Annotated in this window: 13 protein-coding genes and 1 pseudogene; 7 read left to right on the forward strand and 7 right to left on the reverse strand. The window is 62.9% G+C overall.

Going from position 1 to position 18,112, the window contains the following annotated elements:
- Positions 1-69 precede the first annotated feature (69 nt).
- Together IPM84_23010 and IPM84_23015 are read right to left on the reverse strand one after the other, a co-directional pair.
- Complete coding sequence (locus tag IPM84_23010) at positions 70-1,002, reverse strand: L-lactate dehydrogenase (protein MBK9095571.1); 933 nt, start codon at positions 1,000-1,002, stop codon at positions 70-72.
- Positions 1,003-1,649: 647 nt separating this feature from the next.
- Positions 1,650-2,366, reverse strand: a pseudogene (locus IPM84_23015) (metallophosphoesterase).
- 501 nt (positions 2,367-2,867) lie between these two features.
- Between IPM84_23015 and IPM84_23020 the strand changes: the two are divergent.
- Positions 2,868-4,385 (forward strand): leucyl aminopeptidase, encoded by a 1,518-nt coding sequence (locus tag IPM84_23020; GenBank protein ID MBK9095572.1) that lies wholly within the window; start codon positions 2,868-2,870, stop codon positions 4,383-4,385.
- Positions 4,386-4,440: 55 nt separating this feature from the next.
- Here IPM84_23020 and IPM84_23025 read toward each other — a convergent pair whose 3' ends face one another.
- The 3 genes from IPM84_23025 to IPM84_23035 all read right to left on the reverse strand — a co-directional run bounded on the left by IPM84_23025 (position 4,441) and on the right by IPM84_23035 (position 6,400).
- The gene (locus tag IPM84_23025) at positions 4,441-4,836 is read right to left on the reverse strand and encodes a hypothetical protein (protein ID MBK9095573.1); all 396 of its coding nucleotides are present in this window, start codon (positions 4,834-4,836) and stop codon (positions 4,441-4,443) included.
- A 95-nt stretch (positions 4,837-4,931) separates the two neighbouring features.
- Positions 4,932-5,771 carry a DegV family protein gene (locus IPM84_23030; protein MBK9095574.1) on the reverse strand — a complete coding sequence of 280 codons (840 nt, stop codon included), beginning with the start codon at positions 5,769-5,771 and terminating at the stop codon, positions 4,932-4,934.
- A 68-nt stretch (positions 5,772-5,839) separates the two neighbouring features.
- The gene (locus IPM84_23035) at positions 5,840-6,400 is read right to left on the reverse strand and encodes a sigma-70 family RNA polymerase sigma factor (GenBank protein ID MBK9095575.1); all 561 of its coding nucleotides are present in this window, start codon (positions 6,398-6,400) and stop codon (positions 5,840-5,842) included.
- A gap of 456 nt (positions 6,401-6,856) precedes the next feature.
- Here IPM84_23035 and IPM84_23040 point away from each other — a divergent pair, with 456 nt between their 5' ends.
- From IPM84_23040 to IPM84_23055, 4 genes are all read left to right on the forward strand, one after another.
- Positions 6,857-7,666, forward strand: coding sequence for a hypothetical protein (locus IPM84_23040; protein ID MBK9095576.1), 810 nt, complete (start codon positions 6,857-6,859; stop codon positions 7,664-7,666).
- Positions 7,667-7,725: 59 nt separating this feature from the next.
- Entirely contained in the window at positions 7,726-8,301 is a 576-nt protein-coding gene (locus IPM84_23045; GenBank protein MBK9095577.1) for an aminoacyl-tRNA hydrolase, read from the forward strand.
- A 91-nt stretch (positions 8,302-8,392) separates the two neighbouring features.
- On the forward strand, positions 8,393-11,941 hold the full coding sequence (gene mfd, locus IPM84_23050; protein MBK9095578.1) for a transcription-repair coupling factor: 3,549 nt from the start codon (positions 8,393-8,395) through the stop codon (positions 11,939-11,941).
- Positions 11,938-12,297 (forward strand): hypothetical protein, encoded by a 360-nt coding sequence (locus IPM84_23055; protein MBK9095579.1) that lies wholly within the window; start codon positions 11,938-11,940, stop codon positions 12,295-12,297. The genes mfd and IPM84_23055 overlap by 4 nt, the downstream gene beginning before the upstream one ends.
- A 130-nt stretch (positions 12,298-12,427) precedes the next feature.
- On the opposite strand, the gene IPM84_23060 is transcribed toward IPM84_23055, so the two are convergent.
- Together IPM84_23060 and IPM84_23065 are read right to left on the reverse strand one after the other, a co-directional pair.
- On the reverse strand, positions 12,428-13,942 hold the full coding sequence (locus tag IPM84_23060) for a hypothetical protein (protein MBK9095580.1): 1,515 nt from the start codon (positions 13,940-13,942) through the stop codon (positions 12,428-12,430).
- The gene (locus tag IPM84_23065; protein ID MBK9095581.1) at positions 13,854-16,028 is read right to left on the reverse strand and encodes a pentapeptide repeat-containing protein; all 2,175 of its coding nucleotides are present in this window, start codon (positions 16,026-16,028) and stop codon (positions 13,854-13,856) included. The genes IPM84_23060 and IPM84_23065 overlap by 89 nt, the downstream gene beginning before the upstream one ends.
- 207 nt (positions 16,029-16,235) lie before the next feature.
- Here IPM84_23065 and IPM84_23070 point away from each other — a divergent pair, with 207 nt between their 5' ends.
- Positions 16,236-17,105: a hypothetical protein gene (locus tag IPM84_23070; protein ID MBK9095582.1), complete on the forward strand. Its 870-nt coding sequence runs from the start codon at positions 16,236-16,238 to the stop codon at positions 17,103-17,105.
- A gap of 289 nt (positions 17,106-17,394) precedes the next feature.
- Positions 17,395-18,075 (forward strand): hypothetical protein, encoded by a 681-nt coding sequence (locus IPM84_23075; GenBank protein MBK9095583.1) that lies wholly within the window; start codon positions 17,395-17,397, stop codon positions 18,073-18,075.
- Positions 18,076-18,112 lie beyond the last annotated feature (37 nt).

Here is an 18,112-nt window from a genome sequence, read left to right on the forward strand (position 1 = left end):
GTTATTGTAACATGACGATAGGCACTTGTCAATCTCTGTAAGCCGTGCAGCCGATGCAGCCCTGTGCCGTCAGAGGCCAACCGACGCGGCAACCTCTCGCAACACGGTGGCCGAACGTTGCAAGGCAATCAGCTCGTCGGGGCTGAGATCAGGCAGCAGCACACCTTCGACGCCGCTCAGATCTACGATGCTTGGCAGGCTGAGGCACACATCCTGCATGCCAAACTGCCCGGTCATCAGGGTGGAAACCGTCAGAATCGTATTCTCGTCGCGCAGAATCGCTTCGACGATGTGCCGAATCCCCAGGCCAATGGCGTAGTAGGTGGCGCCCTTGCGTGCAATGATCTCATAGGCTGCGCGACGCACCTGCGTGCTGATGTCAGCACGCAGCGCGGGGCTGTATTCGATGCCGCGTTGATGACAGAAATCCTCCACCGGCAGCCCGGCCACCGTCGCCCGACTCCAAACCACCACCTCGCTATCGCCATGTTCGCCAATAACGTAGCCATGCACGCTGCGCGGGTCAACGCTCAGGCGCTGTCCCACCAGGGCACGCAGCCGGGCCGTGTCCAGGACAGTCCCGGAGCCTATCACCCGGCTGGCGGGCAAGCCTGACAGCTTGAGGCTGACGTAGGTCAGGATGTCTACCGGATTGGAGACGATGAGCAGAATGGCATCGGGCGCCGCGGCCACAATCTGTGGGATCATCTGCCCAAAGATATCCGCGTTGCGCTTCACCAGGTCAAGGCGGGTCTCGCCCGGCCGCTGCGCGCTGCCGGCCGTAATCACCACGATCCGCGCGCCGACGCAGTCCGCATAGGCGCCCGAGCGGATCGTCACCGGGCGCACGAACGGTGCGCCGTGCATGAGGTCCATCGCCTCGCCCTCGGCCTTGCGCTCATTGACATCAATCAGCACAATTTCGGCCGCCAGTCCGCTGATCATCAGGGCATAGGCCGCACTGGCGCCAACCGCGCCCACTCCCACCATCGCAATTTTCATACAGAATATCTCCTATGGTTCGCTTTGTCTGCCTGGCTCACAATTGGAGTCGTCAATGGCATCTTCCAGGCTGCCACTACCACCCCGATGTCGTAGATGTCCACCACGCCATTGCCGTTGAAGTCGTAGCGCGCATCGGGCGACATCCAGGCCGCGGCCACAATCTGGATGTCGGCCACGTCCTGCTCTCCATCGCCGTTGAAATCACAGCAGGGCAGGGGAGTCGGCGTGTCGGTCGCCGTCGGCATGTCGGTCGCCGTCGGCGTGTCGGTCGCCGTCGGCGTGTCGGTCGCCGTCGGGGTGTCGGTCGCCGTTGGGTGTCGGTCGCCGTTGGCGTGTCGGTCGCCGTCGGCGTGTCGGTCGCCGTCGGCGTGTCGGTCGCCGTCGGCATGTCGGTCGCCGTTGGCGTGTCGGTCGCGGTCGGGGTGTCGGTCGCGGTCGGGGTGTCGGTCGGTCGCGGTCGGGGTGTCGGTCGCGGTCGGGGTGTCGGTCGCGGTCGGGGTGTCGGTCGCGGTCGGGGTGTCGGTCGCCGTTGGCGTGTCGGTCGCGGTCGGGGTGTCGGTCGCCGTTGGCGTGTCGGTCGCGGTCGGGATAGGCGTAGCGGGCGCGATCAGGCTGAAGGTGTCAATCACCACACCAGCCTGAGTGATGAATTGAAAGGTCAGATGCGCATCGCTGGCCTCCACCAGCATGGCGCCAAAATCGCCATTGAAGCGCACTTCACTGCCGGCAACGGGGACGCCAAACGCGTAGATGGTGTAGCCGCCCAAACCGTTGACGAAATAGGGAAATCCGTCCACCAGGATGCGTTCATAGGTGTGGTCATGGCCGGCCAAGACTGCCGTTGCGCCCCAGGCCGCGTAAGGCCATTGCAACGTGGTGTTGGAGCCGTGCGCGGCGGATGAATAGGGCGCATGATGAAAATAGATCAGTTTCCACGGTTCTGGCGCCGCGGCCAGGGCATTTTGCAGCCAGAGGGCCTGCGTCGAGCTGTCCGTGATCCCATCCGGCTCTTGTGAATCGCTGTCCACGGCAAAGAAGTGTACGGCTCCGCGACCAAAATCGTAGTAGCGCTCATTGCCAGGCAAGGTAAAATAGTCCAGGTAGGGCTGCAGAGCGCCTGTCATCCAATCATGGTTGCCTGTCGCCGGAAAGAATCGGTTTTCCGTGGCGCCCGCTCCGTAGCTGCCGGTGTAGGGGAAGATGAAATCGTGGTAGAATTGGCCGATGTGGGGGTCAATCGTCGTCGCCTCGCCGGCCGGGTAGTTGTTGTCGCCCAACGTGATGACAAGATCGGGGTTCCAACTGGTCACCAGCGCAGCCACGGCCGCCTCGGCCTGACCGCCGCCGCCGTAATCGCCAATGACAGCGAAACGCAGCGTACCGGGCGTCACTGGCGGCAGTGGGGTTGGCCGCACATGTCCCAGCAGAGCGTTGCGCGCCGACTGCGTCACCTGCGAGCTCCCTACCAGCGGCGGCAGCCAACGCAGCAGCAGCGCCAGGCTGGCGATCAGCAGCGCGGATAAAAGCAGTGGGCGCATCCGTTGCCAGTAGTGGGTGAAGTGAGTCATAGAACGCATCGTCAGAGTCCTCTCGCGCCCAATTGTAGCACGCCGAAGGGTGCCGCGTCAATCACCCGTGGTTCCCGGACACCCTGTTTGCACGCGACGGCCGCGCCGGCGATGAGGAATCTCGGCGACAACGAATGGCCGCGCACCTGCGAATTTTTCCCTGCTGACAGTCTGAGTATAATGAACAACGCACGCGGTAGAGACCCAATGCAAGAAAAGCAAACCAAATGAGGAGAGAAAACGAGGAGACGATCCTGCGGCCCACGGAGGAGCGTCCCCCGGCAACACAACACCATGAATATCATCGTCAAACATTCCAGCCCGGACGCGGTGGCCAGTGACTTACTGGCCATCGGCCTGTTCGAAGGTCAATCGGTCAAAGAAGCGGGCTACGGCACGCTCGACGCGGCCCTGGGCGGCCTGATCGAGCAGGTCATCACCGCCGGCGACTTCAAAGGCGAAACGCTCAAGGCACGCTTGCTCTACACCCACGGCGACGCCATCGCCACGCGACGCATCCTGCTGGTAGGGCTGGGTAAGCAAGCCGAATTCACCCTGGCGGTCGCCCGCCAGGCAGCCGGCGTGGCCGCCCAAACCCTGGCCGACCTGAAGCTGCGCCGCCTGGCCACGGTGGTGCATGGCCTGACCGCCGCCGGTGTCGCGCCGGCCAGCGCGGCGCAGACCATCGTCGAGGGCACGCTGCTCGGCCTCTATCGTTTCATCACCCACAAGCGTGAGGAAAATACCCAGCGCCCCACCGTGGATGCCGATGAATTGATCCTGTTGGCGCCGGCGGCCGAGATGGTGTCGGCCCTGGAGTCCGGCGCACAGGTCGGCCAGATCCTGGCGACGAGCGCCAACCTGGTGCGTGACCTGGTCAATGAGCCGGGGAATTATGTCACGCCGAAGGTGTTGGCCGAGCAGGCGCAGGCCATGACGCAGGGGCTGGGCATCAACCTGACGGTGTACGGCGAAGCGGCGATGCGCGAGATGGGCATGGAGTCCTTCCTGAGCGTGAGCCGTGGCAGCGCCCAAGAGGCGCAGTTCATGGTGCTTGAATACTTCCCGGCCGCTGCGGGCGCCGATACCCTGGTGCTGATCGGAAAGGCGATCACGTTCGACACGGGCGGCATTTCGCTGAAGCCCAACGACGGCATGTGGGAGATGAAGTGCGACATGGCTGGCGGCGCGGCCGTCATCGGCGCGCTGCGCAGCATCGCTCAGCTCAAGCTGCCGGTGCGCGTGGTGGGCCTGGTGTGCGCGGCCGAGAATATGCCCGGGCCGGACGCCATCAAGCCCGGCGATGTGGTCAAGGCCATGAACGGTAAGTCGGTTGAGTACATGAGCACCGATGCCGAGGGCCGCATGGTGCTGGCGGATGGGCTTTGTTACAGCGCCCGTTATCAGCCCGCGGCCGTGATTGACTGCGCCACCCTGACCGGTTCGATCGTCATGGCGCTTTCGTCGGACATGAGCGGCGTCTTCGCCAACGACGATCCGCTGTTCACGCGGATTCAGAAGGCGGCGGATGCGGCCGGCGAACCAGTGTGGCGCATGCCCCTCTGGAAACCCTATCGTGAGCGTATCAACAGCGATGTGGCCGACATGAAAGGCAGCACCGGGACGCGTTACGCGGGCGCCATTACGGCTGCGTTGTTCCTGCAGGAATTTGTGCCTGAGAATACGCCCTGGGCACACATGGACATCGCCGGCACAGCCTGGCAAGAAGATCACAAGCCTTATCAGCCACGCGGCGCGTCGGCCAATCCGATGCGTACGCTGGTTGAGCTGGCACGTGCGTGGGCGAAGTAGGGAGCAGGGAATAAAAAAGAAACCGGGTTTCTGCGAGAAACCCGGTTTCTGGTTTCTATTGTATCGGCAAAGGCGGCGCCCCATTGCCGCTGCGGCTGCGCCAGAGATAAGCCAGAACACCGACAACCGACACGGCGGAGCCAATCGCCGCCGCGCTCAACATCCAATCGCGACGCGTGTCGTGATCCAATGGCTCCAACGCCAGCGAATGGGAGAGCTGGCGGTACCCGCTGGCGACCAATGACCGGTGTAGGTCCTGACGGAAGGCCGCGCGCGGCTTGACCGGCCGCAGCCAGGCCGCCAGATCACGCGCCAGGCGCAGCAGCGGCGCAATGTCATAGCGCACCTCTGCAAACAAGGCGAGGTAGTCCTGCGCATGGTCATCACCGATCAGCAGACGATCAGCATGTGACGACAGCAGGTTGGCGACGGTGGTGTCTTCAATCATCATGATCCCCCTCCTTGTAACTCTGCCACGTAACTCTGCCACGAATTAAGCCCTTTGCTTTCGTGGCATTCGTGGCAAGAAAATGAACTGGTAGAAGCCTAGATCGGATAGGCCACGATGCCAAGCGTACCAGGCCCCAGGTTGGCGGCAATGGATGTACACAAGGGCGCAATAAAAGCCTGTTTCAGAGTCAGGATTTGCTCGGCCCGCTGCATCAGGCTGGCGGCTTCATCTGGTGCGCGGGCATGGATCACCGCCAGGTTGATCGGCGCCTTGCCCACCTTCTCCACAACCAGGTCGAGCAGATGCTGCAAAGCGCGCTTGCGCGTACGCACGCGCCCCTGCACGTCAAGCGAGCCTTCATGCAGGCCAATGATCGGCTTGACATCCAGCAGAGATGCCAGGGCAAACTGCAAGGCGCTGACGCGTCCGCTCATTTGCGCGAACCGCAGATCTTGAAGCGTCAGGAAAATCAGCATGCCCTGGCGGATCACGCGCATGCGGGCCAGGATTTCTGTCAGGCCGGCGCCAGCCTGACTCATCTGCCAGGCCTCCCAGACCATGAACCCAAGTCCCGCCGAACCTGCCATGCTATCGAAAACCTCAACCTGCACCTCGTCTTGCACCATCGCTTTGGCTAGTTCGGCCGAATTGACGGTGCCGCTCAGTTTGCTGGTAATATGCAGCGACAGGACCGGGTCTCCGCCCTTGCCCGCCGCACGGTAAATGTCGGCCAGCAGGCCGGGCGCGGGCTGCGATGTTTTGGGAATCATACCCAACGTGTGGATCTTTTCATAGAAGGTCACTTCGTCAATCGTCTCACCTTCCAGATAGGCGTCCGCGCCGAAACGAATGGTGATCGGAACCACGTGCAGGGAAAGCTGTGCCAGCAGGGCGGGCGGTAAGTCGCAGGTTGAATCAGTCACCAGTTGCAGCATAGATCAAACATCCAGTTTTCTGGGGAGGCCGAAACGATCCGGCAGGCCTGGCGCCGAGCGCTCTGCCCTCACCAGTGAAAGCTGCGCGTCGCCAGGTCTTCGCGCAGCGCGATCAGCGTACGATGGTAGAGCGACTTGATCGCACCTTCCGTGCGTCCCATCATCTCACCAATTTCCGCATTCGGCAGCCGTTCCACAAATTTCAGCAAGATGAGCTGCTGGCGGTCTTCGGGCAGGCGGCGGACAGCGGCCACCAGTTCCCCACGGCGCTCGTTGTCTTCGGCATGCACATCAGGGCTTTTACCGCGCGGCCCGATGGCGGTCACATCTTCCAGCGACACGAACTTGCGCCGGCCGCGATCGCGATGCCAATTGGCCACAAGGTTATGGGCAATACGGTAAAGCCAGGCCGAGAATGGTAGCCCCCGATGGACGTAACGCCCAATACTGTCCAGCGCACGAAAAAAGGTGCGGGCTGTCAAGTCTTCGGCGTCGGCCTGGCTACCCGTCCGATAGTAGATGTAACTGTAGATGCGATCAACGTAGATCTCATACAGTTGGCCGAAGGCTTCAGGATTAGTCTTCGCTTGTTCAATCAGGCTCAATTCGCTTTCGGTTGTTCGCGCCACCAGTGACTTCTCTCCTCGGCACGTGTCCGAAGGTCGAGAGCGCCAGCTGCGCCCGGAAGCCCTAACCCATTTGCACCGGCTAGAACACCGAACGTTGCCCAAAGTTGCGCGCTGCGTCAAAGGCAACTTCGCTCTCGCACCCGGCCACGTCTTCTGCTACGTCTTCTGAATAGAACGATTGTAGCCGATACCCTGCGGCTGGTCAACTACCACAGTCAGACCGGCAGCTGGCCCGGCGCTTGGAACCGCGGCGGCGCCCGGTTCGTTTGCATTGGCGTGACAGCTCAAGAAATTTCTGCGCAGAGCGCAGGTCAACGCAGGCCAGACCCGTTGCCAACCACTTTGGGAACTTTCCTAAATCACGCTGCCGGTTTGCGCCTCGGTTAGGCTTGTGCTACACTAACCAAGATGACCCCGAATTCGCCTGATTTGTTGATTTGCTGAAGGGGAACCCTTATGACTCGAACCCGGTCACGGTTGGCCTGGACACACGCCATTGCCCGACTCCTGTTGATCGGCGCCCTCCTGGCGCCTGATTTGGCGCTGGCCTGGCAGGGTGGTCAGGTCACCATCAGCTCACCGCAGCCGTTTTCAACCCTGCGCGGCGTTATTTCCATCAACGGCACGGCCACCCATCCGAGCTTTCAGCGTTTCCAGTTGTACTTCCGCTCCGAGAGTGTGCCTGACGAATGGCACTTCATGTTCGAGCAAATCAACCAGGTAGCCAACGGCCTGCTTGGCACCTGGGACACGCGCGGCGTGCCTGATGGCACCTACGCCTTGCGTCTGCGCGTGGTGCGGCTGGATGGCAACTATGACGAAAAGGAGATCAACGGCCTGCTCGTGGTCAACACACGCCCCATTGATACGCCAACGCCAGACGCCACGCCCACTGTGCCCGAGCCGGCCGCACCCACCGCCACCCCAACCGCCCTCTTTACGCCGACGCCGGTGACGGTACAGCAGCCGCAAATTGCCACCCCCACCCCACGGGTCACCGCGGCGGTGACGGCTACGGTCGCCAGCGGCACAGTGACACCGGGCGGCACCCCTGACAGCGGCGCATCCGCTGCCGGCGCAACCGACGGCGGCAACCTTCTCGGCGACCTGTTCAACCTGGGTGAGATGCCCAGCACCCTCAGCGGCAGCAGTCTCGGTGCAGCATTCTTGCGCGGCGTCCGCCTCACCCTGGCCGCATTCGCCTTCCTGGCTGCGTATGTCGTACTCAAGTGGCTGATCCGTTGGCTATTAGCCCACCGGCCATAAGAAACCCGGTTTTTAGAAGAAACCCAGTTTCTGGGAGAAACCGGGTTTCTGAGACATTGATGAACGAAGACCTCTTCCTGATCGTGGGTCTGGGCAATCCCGGCCCACGTTTTGCCCGCCATCGTCACAACGTTGGTTTCCAGGTCGTAGATTTGCTGGCACAGCGGCATCACTTGGCGTTTCAGCGCGCCGAGTTTCGCGCGGCCGCGGCCAGCGGCACGATCGGCGAGCGCCGTGTGCTGTTGGCCAAGCCGCAAACCTTCATGAACCTGGCCGGTCAGGCCGTGGCGCCATTGGCGCGCTTCTACAAAATCCCCATCCCCCAGATCCTGGTGCTCTACGATGAGCTTGATCTGCCCCTGGGACGGCTGCGCTTTCGGTCTGAAGGCGGCTCCGGGGGCCACAACGGCATGAAATCGCTGACAGATAGCCTGGGCACCCAGGCTTTTGCGCGCCTGCGCATCGGCATTGACCGCCCGCCCGGCAAGATGGACCCGGCCGCCTATGTGCTGCAGGATTTCAGCAGTGACCAGGAATTCGAGATGGCCTTTTGCCGTCCCCGCGCCGCCGACGGTATCGAAATTTGGCTGCGCGAGGGCATCGTCGCCGCCATGAACAAGTATAACGCAGTCTGAATCAGAAAGCGGGCTTTTCGCCCACAGAAGCCTGCTTCCTGCGAGAAATCGGGCTTCTTGCCCCAGGCGCCATTGGCCAGAGAGAACGCTCATGCAACTTGCAGGCCTGCTGTCACTCGTCCAGGATATTCCAGCCTATGCTGCGCTGCGTCAACGCGCCGAAGAAGGGGCCGCGCTGCCGCCGCTGGCGCTGGTACACTCAGCGCGGCCGTTTCTGGCGGCCGCACTAAGCCGCGATCTGGCGCGCCCCACCCTCATCCTGACCGCGCGCAGCGAACAGGCGTACCAGTGGGCCGACACGCTGCGCGCCTGGCTGCCAGAGACGACCCGCGTCCATCTCTTCGCCGATCCTGACGCCCTGCCCTATGAACGCATCACCTGGTCACGTGAAACCCGGCAGCAGCGCCTGGGTACGCTTGTCGCCCTGACCCAAACGCCACGCGCTGGCGATGCGCCCAGCCAACCGCCGGTGATCGTGGCCTCAGCCCGCGCCCTGGCTCTGTTGACCCTACCCCGGCGTGAGCTGGCCCTGGCCCTGCGCCCGCTGCGCAGCGGTCAGATGACCGAGATGGCCGGGCTGCTCGAAAAATGGCTCGGCTGGGGCTATCAACCGGCGACCGTGGTGGAAGAGCCGGGCGCGTTCAGCCGCCGCGGGGGTATCGTGGACGTGTGGGCGCCCAACCTGCCCTGGCCTCTGCGCCTGGAGCTGTTCGGCAACGAAATTGACAGCCTGCGCTTCTTCGATCCGAGCACGCAGCGCACCCTGCCCGCCGAGCAGGGCGGCCGCGTGTCCGAAGTTCTCCTCGGCCCGGCCAGCGAGGCCCTGCCGCGCTACGGCCCGGCCGCCCAACTGCGCCTGGAGGCGCTCGACCTGACGCCGTGCCATGCGCCGGCGCAGCATGACTTCGAGCGCGAGCGCAGCCAATTACTCAGCGGCGTCGGCTGCCGCGGCGTCGAATGGTACATCCCCTACCTCTACAGCCAGCCGGCCACCCTGCTTGACTATCTTCCGACCCACAGCCTGCTCCTGGTGGATGATGGCGCTGAGCTGACCGCCACCCTGTCCGACCTGCAGGCGCAGGCCGAGCAACTGGCGCGCGACCTGACCAACGCCGGCGAGCTTCCCCATGGCGCCCTGCGCCCCTACGCCGCGGTGGATGACCTGCGCCTGCGCCTGCAAGCGCGGCAGCCCGTGCTGCTCGGCTTCGGCGACCTGATGGGGCGACCGGTCGCGCAAGGCACAGACCTGGCACACGCCTTCTTGCCGGCGCCTCATTTCGGCAGCAAGGTGCGCCGCGTGGTAGAAGAGGCCGAAGCCTGGCGCAAGGCCGGTCAGCGCACGGTGTTGATTACCCGGCAGTCGGCGCGCCTGGATGACCTGATGCGCGCCGCCGGCCAGGCGCCAATCGTGACCGAAACCCTGGCAGACGCCCCCCCGCCGGCCGTTTACCTGGTGCCCGGCAGCCTCAGCGAAGGTTTTGTGCTGCGCAACGAAGATCAAGGCGGCATCCAACTCACCGTGCTGACCGACGCCGAGCTGTTTGGCATGGCGCGGCCGGCGCCCAAACGGGCCATGCGCGCTCGGCCCGTGGCGCCAGAGACCTTCTTTGCCGATCTGCACGCCGGTGATTTTGTCGTCCACATGGAGCACGGCATCGCGCAGTTCCAGGGCCTGGTCAACCTGGACATGGGCGGCGTGCCACGCGAATACCTGCATCTCTCCTATGCGCAGGGCGACCGCCTCTACGTGCCGGTACATCAGGCCGACCGCCTCAGCCGCTATGTGGGCGGCGGGGACGGGGCGCCGGTCTTACACCGCCTGGGAACCGCCGACTGGGAGCACGTCAAGCAGCGTACGCGCCGCGCCGTGGCCGACATTGCCGATGAACTGCTCGACCTGTACGCGGCGCGTGAGCTGGTGGCCGGCCATGCCTTTGCCCCGGACGGCGTGTGGCAGGATGAACTCGAAGGCTCCTTCCCGTACGTGGAGACCGAAGATCAACTGGCCGCGATCGAGGACGTCAAGCATGACATGGAGCGCAGCCGCCCCATGGATCGCCTCATCTGCGGCGATGTGGGCTACGGCAAGACCGAAGTCGCGCTGCGCGCCGCGTTCAAGGCCATCATGGATGGCAAGCAGGTGGCGGTGTTGGTGCCGACGACCGTCCTGGCGCAGCAGCACTTCACCAACTTCAGCCAGCGCCTGCGCTCGTACCCGGTCAACGTGGCGATGCTGAGCCGCTTCCTCACCGGCAGCCGGCAGGACGAGGTCATCGAAGGGTTACTCAAAGGCAGCGTTGACCTGGTGGTCGGCACACACCGCCTGCTGAGCCAGGATGTGATCTTCAAGGACATGGGATTGCTCATCATTGATGAAGAGCAGCGCTTTGGCGTGACGCATAAGGAGCGCCTGAAACAAATGCGCACCGAGGTGGATGTGCTGACGCTGACGGCGACGCCGATTCCACGCACGCTGCACATGAGCCTGACCGGCGTGCGCGACCTGAGCACGATTGACACCCCGCCGGAGGAGCGCCTGCCGATCAAGACGACCCTGGCCGAGTACGATGAACAGCTCATCCGCCAGGCCATCCTGCGCGAGATGGACCGCGGCGGACAGGTCTATTTCGTGCATAACCGCGTGCTGGGCATCGAGCAGTTGGCGCAGCGGGTACACACCATCGTACCCGAAGCCCGCATCGGCATCGGCCACGGGCAGATGCCGGAGCGCCAGTTGGAGCAGGTGATGCTCGACTTTGCCAACGGCGAGTGTGATGTGCTGGTCTGCACCACCATCATCGAGAGCGGCCTTGACATTCCCAACGTCAACACGATCATCATCAACCGGGCCGATCATTTTGGCCTGGCGCAGCTCTATCAGTTGCGCGGGCGGGTCGGGCGCAGCGCGGTGCGCGCGTATGCCTATCTGCTCTATGACCGCGGCGCAACGCTGTCGCTGACTGCGCGGCGACGCATCGAGGCCATTCTGGAGGCCAGCGAACTGGGCGCCGGCTTCCGCATCGCCATGCATGATCTGGAGATTCGCGGCGCCGGCGAAATCCTGGGTGCGCGCCAGCACGGTCACATGACGGCCGTCGGCTTCGATCTCTACACGCGGCTGCTGGCGCAGGCGGTGGACGATGCCCGCACGCAGCGCCAGATGGAAGCGGGGGCCGATGGGCAGGGGCGGCGACATGCCCTGATCGCTGCCCTGGCGCCGGCCGTCACACTTGAGCTGCCGCTGGAGGCGCGCCTGCCTGAGGATTACATCGCCGATGCCGGGCTGCGGCTGCGGCTCTACCGCCGCCTTGCCAGTCTGGGCGATCTCAACGCCATCAGCGACTTCCGCCAGGAGCTGAGCGACCGCTTCGGCGCGCCGCCGCCAGCCGTTGACAACCTGCTCTACCAGGTGCGGGTCAAGGCGCTGGCAACGCAGGCGGGCGTCAGCAGCATCGCGGTGGAAGAGCAGCGCCTGATCATCAAGACGCCGTGGCTGGAAAATGCAGACGGCCGGGCGCTGCAGCAGAAGCTGGGCGCGCCCGCGCGCGTGATCAGGGACGCGGTCTGGCTGCCGCTGAACGCGCCGGATTGGCAAGCGCTGCTGGCGCGGGTGTTGGAGGGGATGGGAGGGGAGAGATGACAGATCGTGAATTTCTACAGGCTCGCCTCAAGACATTGCAGAGTTTGACCGGGACATCTGCGGTGCTCAAGGGCAGCGGGGCCAGCGGCCTGCAGAACAAACTGCACGCAGCCTGGGAATTGGAACAACGGCTGCTCGCGCGCATCCTGGCCGAGCCGGGCGACCTTGCGCAGACCATCGGCGCCTGGCAAACGCGCACGCAGGCTTTTATCGCGAAATACCCCGACCGCGAGGGGTGGAGCGATGCACAGGGGCACGCCTGGAACGCGTCACAAGTCCTTGCCCTGCTGACCGACGTGCAGCAGCGGCTGGACGCGCTGAAACAGCCGGACGAGTTCGAGGAGGAGGGAGAGTAGCGCAAAGTGCAAAGTGCAAAGTACGAAACGCTGAACGTAGAACGAGTCGCGATGATTCTAGGTTTAGGCGCCCCGAATGGTGGAAGGCCGGATAAGTCGCCCGCTGGCATGAGTGAGGTTGAGCAGGCGATCACGCAGCGAATTCTACCGCGCCCAGTTGCTTGAGCATGCGGATTTCCGCATCGGTCAAGCCAGTCACACCGGTGATGTTCAGCCCGTCGTAGGGCCGCGGGCTGCGGATCTCCTGAACAACTTGACCGCTCTCGATATCCCAGATGCGCACCGTCTCGGTGTGACTGCCGCCAGCCAGCAGACGCCCATCGGGGCTGAAGGCGATGGCCGGGACGCGGGTCTCTCCGTGCAGCGTGCGCACCGGTGCATCAGTGTCGGCATCCCACAGGCGGACCGTCGTGTCATAGCTGGCGCTGGCGAGGAGCCTTGCGTACGGGTGCAGGGCCAGGGCCACAATCACGTCGCTGTGCGCGGCCCAAGTCTGGATGCATGCTCCCGACTCAATGTCCCATAACTGTATTGTCCCGTCGTGACTGCCGCTTGCCAGTATTCCGGGTTTCGCGAAGGCCAGCCCCCACACGGCAGCGTCCATCTGCCATGTGTAGGAGATGCACCGCGTCTTGATATCCCACAGTCGAACTGTGCCGTCGTCATCGCCACTGGCTAACCAGTGACCATCTGCGGAAAAGGCCAGCCCGCGCACAGAGTTGGGGTGCTCCGGCAGCGTCACCAATTCACCGCTGTTCAAGTTCCACAGGCAAACGCTACTGTCTTCACTGCCACTGGCAATCAAGCGCCCATTCGGATGAAAAGCGACCGCCGCAACCGGCTGGCTGTGTTGGCGATGAGATAGTAATAGCCGGCCGTCATGCGTATCCCACAGGCGAACGGTCTTGTCGTTACCACCACTGACCAGTTGACTGCCATCGGGGCTAAAGGCGATCATTTCAACCCAGCCACTGTGCCCGGTCAAGTCGTGCAGACAGCGCCTCTGATCGAGATCCCAAATTCGAATGTGCCCATCACTCCCTCCAGTCGCCAGCCAGGGATGCTGCGGATGCCAGGCCACGGTCCAGGCGCGATCCACATGCCCCTGCAAAGTCCGCACGCGCTGCGGGCCGCGCACATCCCACACGTGAATAGATTGGTCGTGACTGCCCACATACAGCAGCGCCTCATCGGGGCCAGGCGCAAAGGCCAGCGCCTCGATGACGTCGTGATGCCCCTCGAAGAGGCGGTACGGCGCATAGTCGTCCATGCGCCAGACGCGCACGCGGCGGTCATGGCTGCCGCTGGTGAGCCAGGCGCCGTCCGGGCTGAAGGCCACACTGCGCACCTCAGCCTCATGGTCGGCGAAGATATGCAGGCAGGCGCCATCGCGCACATCCCACAGCCGCACTGTTTTGTCATCGCTGCCGCTGGCCAAGAGGTGTTCGGTGGTGGGATGAAAGGCCAGAGCCAAGACGCAGTCGCTATGTCCCGTCAGGGTCCTCACCAGCGCGCCGGACGGCACGTCCCAAAGCTTGATTGTCTTATCATAACTGCTACTCGCCAGCCAGCGACCGCTCGCACTGAAGCGGGCGGTCCAGACCACATCCTCGTGCCCGACCAGGGGTGCGCAGGAGCCGGCCATCCGCGACGCGCCACAGGCGCACCGTCTGATCGCTGCTGGCGCTGACGAGCAGGCTGCCGTCTGGGCTGAATGCCACCGAGCGCACACGGTTTTCATGCCCTGCCAGGCTACACAAACAGTGGCCGGTCTGAACATCCCAGAGTCGCACCGTTTTATCGCTGCTGGCGCTGGCGAGCAGCCGGCCGTCGGGGCTGAATGTTACCGAGCGCACCCAATCGCTGTGGCCTTTGAGGGTAAGCAAGCGCTTGAAGTCCCGGCAGCGCCAGAGGTAGATGTCGCCGCTGTCCGCGCCGGCCGCCAACAACGCGCCGTCCGGGCTGAGCCCGAGAGCCGCCACGCTGGAAAAGGCCTCCGTAAACACGGTCTCGCGCAGGTCCGCACCCGCCAGGTTGACTGCGTGCAGATCCACGCCCTGCAGAAAGGCGCGCCAGACGCTCACCTGGGAAAAATCGGCGCTGGTGAGATCATCCCCAATGTGCCGAAGGAGATTGAGGCTGTTGCCGGCCGTATAGCCCGGCAGGCCCGTGCCGCGCTCTATCGTTACGAGGTTAACCAGGCGCCGCGCCATGCCCCGTTGCGGCCATACCTGGCGCAGGCTCTCGGCCAGGGGAGCAGCAATGAAGCGTTCCTGGCCGAGACGTTTGTACTCCCTGGCCGTAGCGTTGAGCAAGGGAAAGCGTCGAAAATGGTCAGCCCGACCTTGTATGATCTCTTCGCCCAGGGTTTGTACCAGGCGATTGGTGACATATTCCAGCACGATGTCCTGCAGGAAGAAGCCGGCCTGGCCCTTGTCCACCAGATGACGGCGCAGTAAGGAGCTGAGGGTCGTCCAGACATCGTTGATGGGTTGGCGAGGCAGCAGGTATTCCGCCAGGTAGTCCGGGGACAGCGATGTGCGCTCGAGCGCCAGCCAGTACATGACATCCTGCTCCCTGGCCGACAGGCGGTCGAAATGTTCGTCGAGCAGGTCATTGACATCTTCGAAGGCGAAGCGCTGGCTGGTCAGGAAATCGGCCAGCTGGCCTGCGTACAGATCACGAATCGGCGCAGCCGCCAGCTGCAGCATCAAGGGATTGCCGGCATAATGCAAAACCAGGGCTTCCCAGTCGGCATGGCTACCGGCGAGGTGGGAATCCTCCAGAATAGCCTTAGCGGTAGCTGCGCTGATCCCCTTCAGCGGAAGGGTAGTCACGCGCCGCGACGCCCCTTCCCAGCGCGCCATATCTCGTGGCTTTTCGCGGCTGACCAGAACCAAGCAGCCTTGGTGCTCGGTTTCCGCCACGGCCTGAATCAGATCGCCGTAGGCGGCGTAGCCGTCACGAAAATGGCCTGCCGGTCCACCGGGGCGCATGACGGCCTCGAGCTTGTCGAAGATGAGCAGACAGCGCTGAGTGCGGAAATAGGTTAGCAGCCGGTCAATACGGCCGGCCGTGGTGGCCGGCAGAGCGGTGTCGCGATAGTCCGAAAAGAAATGGATGCAATCGCTCAGCACTTCATCCAGGGGCGGGCCGTCCTGCAGCAGCACCCATAGCGTGGCGTCGAACGCCGGCGCCGCGTCCAACGCCGCCTTTTTGGTCAGAAATGTCTTGCCGACTCCGCCCAGGCCGAAGATACCCACCAAGCGACTGTGGTCGGTCTGCAAGACGTGACGCAACTGCGCCAGTTCTGACTCACGCCCCACGAAGCCGGCCACATCCGGTGAGCGGCCCCAATCCGTGCGGCCAGCCGGCTTGGCCGGACGGGGCGGCTGCTGCGCCAGCGCCGGCTGAGCGAGCGCGGGTAACACTGCGTCAGGATGTGGATGATCGGCCAGGGTGAGCAGGGTGCGCAGGTCACGACGAAAGTCATCCCGAAACACGCTAACTTTCCGGGCCCACGCGGCTAATTCGCGCACCAGGCCTTCGACATCCTGTTGGCGTACGATGGCTTGGCCCCGGCGCCATTTGGCGATCGAAGCGCCGCTCTGCTTGCCGAGGGCTTGGCCGATGATCTCTTGGAGGTCTTCGAGCGGGGGGCCGCCTGCGTTTTTGATTTGCCAGAGGAGTTCGGTCAGCAAGTTACCGAAGCGTTTCCAGTCAGCAGGCATGGGGCCTCCTGTCGGGCGAAATTCCCAGGAAAAATTTCCAACATTCCAGGGGTGGGATGTGTTAGATTCTGAAGGATGGCGTAGACACAGTTTATCCCATCACAGCCAGATACGTCAAAAAGACGCCCTTTGTTGTCTACGATCTTCGAGGATTTGAAGCCGGAAGATCTCGCAACAACTACGCATCGTGCATAGGAGGAGGAATACATGGGTTGGCTTGATACAGTCCTGAGCGCCGCCAGCGCCGGCGCCAGCATCTACAACGCGTCGCAACTGCAAACGCTGCGCCGGCAGGGCGCACAAGCTGGGCTAATCCAAGCTATGGTCACACACCTGCGCGAGCAGATCTTTCAGTTCAAGCAGATGGCCGAGTATGGTCTGGCGCAAGAGGTCCGGTCGGTGAAGAATGCTGCGGGCGTTATCAGCATCGTCGAATCGCGATTGGACGACTCTGGCATCACGCCCGAGCTATTCCCGGAGCTGGGCGACAAAGAATACGCCATGCAGACGATCCGACTGATCAGCGAGAACAAACGCCGGCTGCTAGGGCTGCTTTCTCGGGACGAACAGAACGAAATCAGCCGCGTGGTGGCTGCCGCCGAGCGTTTGCCGGATTACAACTACTACGTGGAGAACTTCAACGACGGCAGGCGGCTGGTCGAAGCGGCGCCCACGGTGGCACAATACGCGGGACGCAACGGTTGGTTGCAGAAAAGCGTGTTTGCGCTGTTTTACTATTTCGTTGGCCTGCCGGCCAGCACCGGCCTCTTCGCGGCTCTGTTCACGGCAGGGAATTGGAGCAGCAACACGGGAATCATCCTCGGCTTCATCGCCGGGATCGGTGCGTGGATCGCCGGTTTGATCATGTACAACCGCTGGCTGCACCACAAGGAGTATCAGGAAGCCAAAAAGGTGGTGGATGAACTCAAGGATAAGATTGATCTCCCGCGCTTCGCAGCGTTGGATAAGGAGTTGAGGGGCGTGACGCACGCCCGGCAGTTGCAGGCTGAAGCGCAAAGTCTCATCACCTCCTTCTTTGGGGATACAGCAAGCCAGCCGGCGCTGATTCAAGCATGAACTCAAAGGCCCGACGACCCCGGCGCGACGGCAGAGGCCCCCATTGGGAGCTGTCCACCGGCGAGGCATTCGCTTTCGAGTTCTTCGGGGGCGGCACGATGGTCGGCTAATCTGATCCAACTATTTCACTCACACCAAGAGGAACCTATCATGTCACTCGCACGTTTTCGCAAACCCACGTTGGTTGCCCTGTCCCTGTTGGTGGCCCTGGCCGTCTTGGGCCTGGCGCCACAGCCCGCTGCCCCCCGCGTCAGAGGGTAACGCCATTGCCCTGAGAGCACCGTCCTTCGTGCGCGTCGCCAACGCGCAGGACGCGCCGGAGGCCACACCGATGGGCTTCCCGCAGGATGAGGCCGGCATCTCCGCGTATTTCAAGTCCACCACGCCGGTCAACCTGCCCGATGTACGCAGCGTGTTCCGGGTGATCGAGGTTGAGACGGCGGATTACATCATTGGGTCGGTGCCTGTGCCGGGCTACGCGGAAAGATATGATGTGCACCTGTATGTCCATCGTGATGGCTGGTTTCTGGCCTATTATCTCAGCGCGGATCCGGCAAGCAAACTCTTTGATTGGAATTCCTATACTCCTACCTCAATACCTACTCGACTCGAAAGAGTGCTGGCGATCGCTGCCAACACCGCTGGCATCGCCTTTCCTGGTTCCACCTACTACGACTTCCGCTACCCAAACGCAACGCATCTGATGATGATTGCGGAAGACACGTCCGATGGGAACAGCTTCGAAGTCAGATTGCCAGGGAGTTACAGTTACTACGAAAGAAGCTGGTCAACGCACTATACAGGAGGGTATTGCGAGACCTGGTTCATCCTGGATGGAACTAACATTGGACATAATGGCACGGCATATGGAAGCCTAACTGCCGCTCAACTTCTACCCGAGACTACCCACACCGTGCAGATCTCCTGCAATGGTTATGGTGGTCTGGCTTTGATCTACAGGGTGCCATGATGAACGCGCGTCGGTTTCTTCCCTTGGTCGCCCTATA

The sequence above is a fragment of the Candidatus Amarolinea dominans genome (assembly GCA_016719785.1).
Taxonomy (GTDB): Bacteria; Chloroflexota; Anaerolineae; order SSC4; family Amarolineaceae; genus Amarolinea; species Amarolinea dominans.

What these genes read in the sequence shown, in the direction of transcription:
- IPM84_23040 (MBK9095576.1), top strand. Translation starts at nt 6,857, where the DNA reads ATGACTCGAACCCGGTCACGGTTGGCCTGGACACACGCCATTGCCCGA.
- IPM84_23065 (MBK9095581.1), bottom strand. Translation starts at nt 16,028, where the DNA reads ATGCCTGCTGACTGGAAACGCTTCGGTAACTTGCTGACCGAACTCCTC.
- IPM84_23025 (MBK9095573.1), bottom strand. Translation starts at nt 4,836, where the DNA reads ATGATGATTGAAGACACCACCGTCGCCAACCTGCTGTCGTCACATGCT.
- IPM84_23055 (MBK9095579.1), top strand. Translation starts at nt 11,938, where the DNA reads ATGACAGATCGTGAATTTCTACAGGCTCGCCTCAAGACATTGCAGAGT.
- IPM84_23045 (MBK9095577.1), top strand. Translation starts at nt 7,726, where the DNA reads ATGAACGAAGACCTCTTCCTGATCGTGGGTCTGGGCAATCCCGGCCCA.
- IPM84_23020 (MBK9095572.1), top strand. Translation starts at nt 2,868, where the DNA reads ATGAATATCATCGTCAAACATTCCAGCCCGGACGCGGTGGCCAGTGAC.
- mfd (MBK9095578.1), top strand. Translation starts at nt 8,393, where the DNA reads ATGCAACTTGCAGGCCTGCTGTCACTCGTCCAGGATATTCCAGCCTAT.
- IPM84_23030 (MBK9095574.1), bottom strand. Translation starts at nt 5,771, where the DNA reads ATGCTGCAACTGGTGACTGATTCAACCTGCGACTTACCGCCCGCCCTG.
- IPM84_23010 (MBK9095571.1), bottom strand. Translation starts at nt 1,002, where the DNA reads ATGAAAATTGCGATGGTGGGAGTGGGCGCGGTTGGCGCCAGTGCGGCC.
- IPM84_23070 (MBK9095582.1), top strand. Translation starts at nt 16,236, where the DNA reads ATGGGTTGGCTTGATACAGTCCTGAGCGCCGCCAGCGCCGGCGCCAGC.
- IPM84_23060 (MBK9095580.1), bottom strand. Translation starts at nt 13,942, where the DNA reads ATGGCCGGCTCCTGCGCACCCCTGGTCGGGCACGAGGATGTGGTCTGG.